This is a genomic window from uncultured Ligilactobacillus sp., from assembly GCF_948826705.1.
In the GTDB taxonomy this organism is placed as follows: domain Bacteria; phylum Bacillota; class Bacilli; order Lactobacillales; family Lactobacillaceae; genus Ligilactobacillus.
Window position 1 is genome coordinate 1 of sequence record NZ_CAQLEL010000027.1, and the last position, 3,657, is coordinate 3,657.

The 3,657-nt window shown below is 43.0% G+C and carries 3 protein-coding genes; 2 read left to right on the forward strand and 1 reads right to left on the reverse strand.

Going from position 1 to position 3,657, the window contains the following annotated elements:
- Window positions 1–2,503: Rib/alpha-like domain-containing protein (locus Q9Q35_RS01565; RefSeq protein ID WP_304651833.1), on the forward strand; the 2,503-nt coding region annotated here is incomplete at its 5' end.
- Window positions 2,504–2,689: 186 nt separating this feature from the next.
- Window positions 2,690–2,938, forward strand: a complete 249-nt coding sequence (locus Q9Q35_RS01570; RefSeq protein WP_004049440.1) for a type B 50S ribosomal protein L31 — start codon at window positions 2,690–2,692, stop codon at window positions 2,936–2,938.
- A gap of 44 nt (window positions 2,939–2,982) precedes the next feature.
- On the opposite strand, the gene Q9Q35_RS01575 is transcribed toward Q9Q35_RS01570, so the two are convergent.
- Complete coding sequence (locus Q9Q35_RS01575) at window positions 2,983–3,462, reverse strand: ImmA/IrrE family metallo-endopeptidase (protein ID WP_304651834.1); 480 nt, start codon at window positions 3,460–3,462, stop codon at window positions 2,983–2,985.
- Window positions 3,463–3,657: the final 195 nt, after the last annotated feature.

The window sequence follows — 3,657 nt, forward strand, 5'->3', positions numbered from 1 at the left end:
GACCCAAGTAGGATCGACTCCAGAAGCTATAGAAGGGATAGCAAACTTACCAAATCTGCCAACAGGTACAACAGTTGTCTGGAAAGAGCTAGTGGATACAGCAACGCCAGGTCATAAAGAAGGTACAGTTGTTGTAACCTATCCCGATGGCACGACAGAAGAAGTGACAGTACCAGTGAAAGTAGGTACAGATACTGAGATCTATATACCAACAGGTCAAGAAGTAAAAACATCAATAGGCGAAGATCCAGACGCAAAAGCTGGGATCAGTAACTTAGCTGACTTACCAGAAGACACAACGTTTTCTTGGAAAGAACCAGTGGATACAACGACACCAGGCCATAAAGAAGGTACGATCGTCGTAACCTATCCCGATGGTACGACTGATGAAGTTGTAGTACCAGTGAAAATAGGAACGGATGCACAGATCTATGAACCACAAGCAAAAGAAGTACAAGTAGAGTTGAATGGTATCCCAGAAGCTATAGCCGGCATAGAAAATATGTCAGATCTGCCAGCAGGTACAACAGTTGCCTGGAAAGAACCAGTAGACACAACAACACCAGGTCATAAAGAAGGTACAGTTGTCGTAACATATCCAGACGGTACGGCAGAAGAAGTGCTAGTGACCGTAAAAGTAGGAACGGATGCACAGATCAATGAACCGATCAGTCAAGAGATCAAAGTATTGATCGGCAGTGATCCAGATGCTAAGAAAGGTATCCAAAATATGGATGGCCTTCCAACTGGCACAACAGTTTCCTGGAGAGAACCAGTGGATACGACAACTCCAGGGACAAAAGAAGGTACAGTTGTTATAACATATCCAGACGGTACGACAGAAGAAGTGACAGTACCGGTAAAAGTGGGGACAGATGCGGAACTTTATACACCGATCAGCCAAGAAGTAAAGACACAAGTAGGTGAAACACCAGAAGCTACAGCCGGTATCACAAATCTGTCAGATCTGCCAACAGATACAACGGTCGCATGGAAGAAAGAACCAGTGGATACAACGACACCAGGTCATAAAGAAGGTACGATCGTCGTAACCTATCCCGATGGCACGACTGATGAAGTTGTAGTACCAGTGAAAGTAGGAACGGATGCACAGATCTATACACCAACAGGTCAAGAAGTAAAGACCCAAGTGGGATCGACTTCAGCAGCCACAGAAGGGATAGCAAACTTACCAGATCTGCCAACAGGTACAACAGTTGTCTGGAAAGAACCAGTAGACACAACAACACCAGGTCATAAAGAAGGTACAGTTGTTGTAACGTATCCTGATGGTACGACAAAAGAAGTGCTAGTGCCCGTAAAAGTGGGAACGGATGCACAGATCAATGAACCGATCAATCAAGAGATCAAAGTATTGATCGGCAGTGATCCAGATGCAAAAACGGGGATCAGTAACTTGGCTGACTTACCAAAAGGCACAACGGTTGCGTGGAAGGAGCCAGTGGATACAATGGCATCAGGTCATAAAGAAGGTACAGCTGTCGTAACCTATCCCGACGGCACAACAGAAGAAGTGGCAGTTTCGGTCAAAGTCGGAACAGATGCAGATCTCTATACACCGACAGGTCAAGAGGTAAAAACACCAGTGGGTGCAATGCCAGATGCAAAAACAGGGATCGCAAACTTATCAGAGTTGCCAGAAGGTACGACGGGCGCTTGGAAAGAACCAATAGATACGACAACACCGGGTCGTAAAGAAGGTGAGATCGTCGTGATGTATCCCGATGGCACAACAGAGGAAGTGACAGTTTCGATCAAGGTCGGAACAGATGCAGATCTCTACACACCGCTTGTTCAAGAGATAAAAACATCGGTGGGTGAAATACTAGATGCTAAGACTGGTATCAGTAATTTGAATGAATTACTAACTGGGACAATTGTGGAATGGAAAGTGCCGATCGATACAACAACTCCAGGATACAAAGAGGGGGTACTTGTTGTGACGTATCCCGATGGTTCGACTGAAGAAATAGCTGTACCAGTGAAAGTGGGCACAGATGCACAGATCAATGAGCCGGTCGCTAGCCCGAGCACCAGTGAGATCGGTAAACTTCCTGTTCCAAGTGAAATGATCACTAACTTGGATAAATTACCAGCTGGGACTACTGTGACTTGGAGCGTTGAGCCAAATGTTTCAGAAATCAGGACTGTACATGTTTCGTTGTTGGTAACATATCCGGATGGATCGAGCGAAGTTGTTGAAACTCAGTTGAATATCATTACCAGTGGTACAACAGTAGGTGGAGTTGCTAAAGAAGAAGTAACAGAGCAAAGCAAGAAAACTAGCGATACTGACATGCCAACTAAAGCAGTGAATACAACTAAAGAAACGACTAAGTCAACAAGTGCTGAAACTAAGACAGCTGAACTACCACAAACAGGTGATGCCGAGGATCAAAAAGCATCTGCTCTTGGGATCTTGTCGATACTTGCGGGAGTCCTAGGTATCGCTACTAAGCGTAAAAAACGTGATGAAGAGTAGTCAGTAATTGCTCAGGGGCAAAAAGATACTATAGAATTACGTTTTACTGAGCTTTTTTGATCGAAAGATAAAAATCATAAAAGCTGATTGCAACAAATTTAGATTCGTGTTATTATGTTATTTGTTGTATAACACGAAAATAACTCTGGTCCAGCAAATGGGTCAGGGCAAAGGAGCGAATTTAGAATGAAACAAGGAATCCATCCAGATTATCACAAAGTTGTTTTCATGGACTCTGCTACAGGTTACAAATTCTTGTCAGGTTCAACAAAAACAACTGAAGAAACAATTGAATGGGAAGATGGTAACACATACCCATTGATTCGTGTGGAAATCTCCAGCGACTCACATCCATTCTACACAGGGAAGCAAAAATTCACACAAGCCGATGGTCGTGTGGATCGCTTCAACAAGAAATACGGTTTTACAAACTAAGATATTTCATGAAAGCTACGGTTTTGGCCGTAGCTTTTTTTATTTTAAAGCAGTAACTGAGCAAGTCGTTGATGTTGCAATTGCATTTGAGAAAATGTATCTAAGAATAATGCTTTACAATGTTTAGGGATCCCGAGTTCACGCATCAATGCATCTGGATCGATTTCTAGGTTCGTTGTGGTGTAATAGTGACATAAAAGCAAGATGATCGCAAATCGATCTGCTTCTGCTTCAAAGTGTGAGATGAAACGACTATGGGCCGTATATTGAAGCAGTAGTGGTCTGATCCCTTTATGGAGCAAAATGTGCCCCAGTTCATGCGCGACCACAAAGCGTTGCGTAGTGGTAGCAAGTTGTTGGTTGAGATAGATCAACGAGACCTCACAGTAAGTGGTCTTAAATCCTAGAATATCGCCGAGTTCAAAATATAAGATCTCAATATCTAAGGCAGAACAGATAACATAAGGGTCAAAAGTGCGGTCGTATCGTTTGAGGGCAATGACTTTTTCGAATAAGCGCTCCATTTTAAACCTCCTGAACATACGTTTGGCTTTAGTTTAGCACTTACAACAGAAAAGTAAAATAAAAAGTCCTCTAAATTTGGCACTGGGGTCCGTCAAGTATACAGTTTAAATAGAAAAATAGTTTATGCGGTTTGAACGCGGAATTTTTCTGCGGTCAAGCCGTTTTTTGATGCATATGCACGTTGCGTGTTGAAA

Coding starts and splice junctions, on each gene's coding strand:
- Q9Q35_RS01570 (WP_004049440.1), top strand. CDS start 2,690: ATGAAACAAGGAATCCATCCAGATTATCACAAAGTTGTTTTCATGGAC.
- Q9Q35_RS01575 (WP_304651834.1), bottom strand. CDS start 3,462: ATGGAGCGCTTATTCGAAAAAGTCATTGCCCTCAAACGATACGACCGC.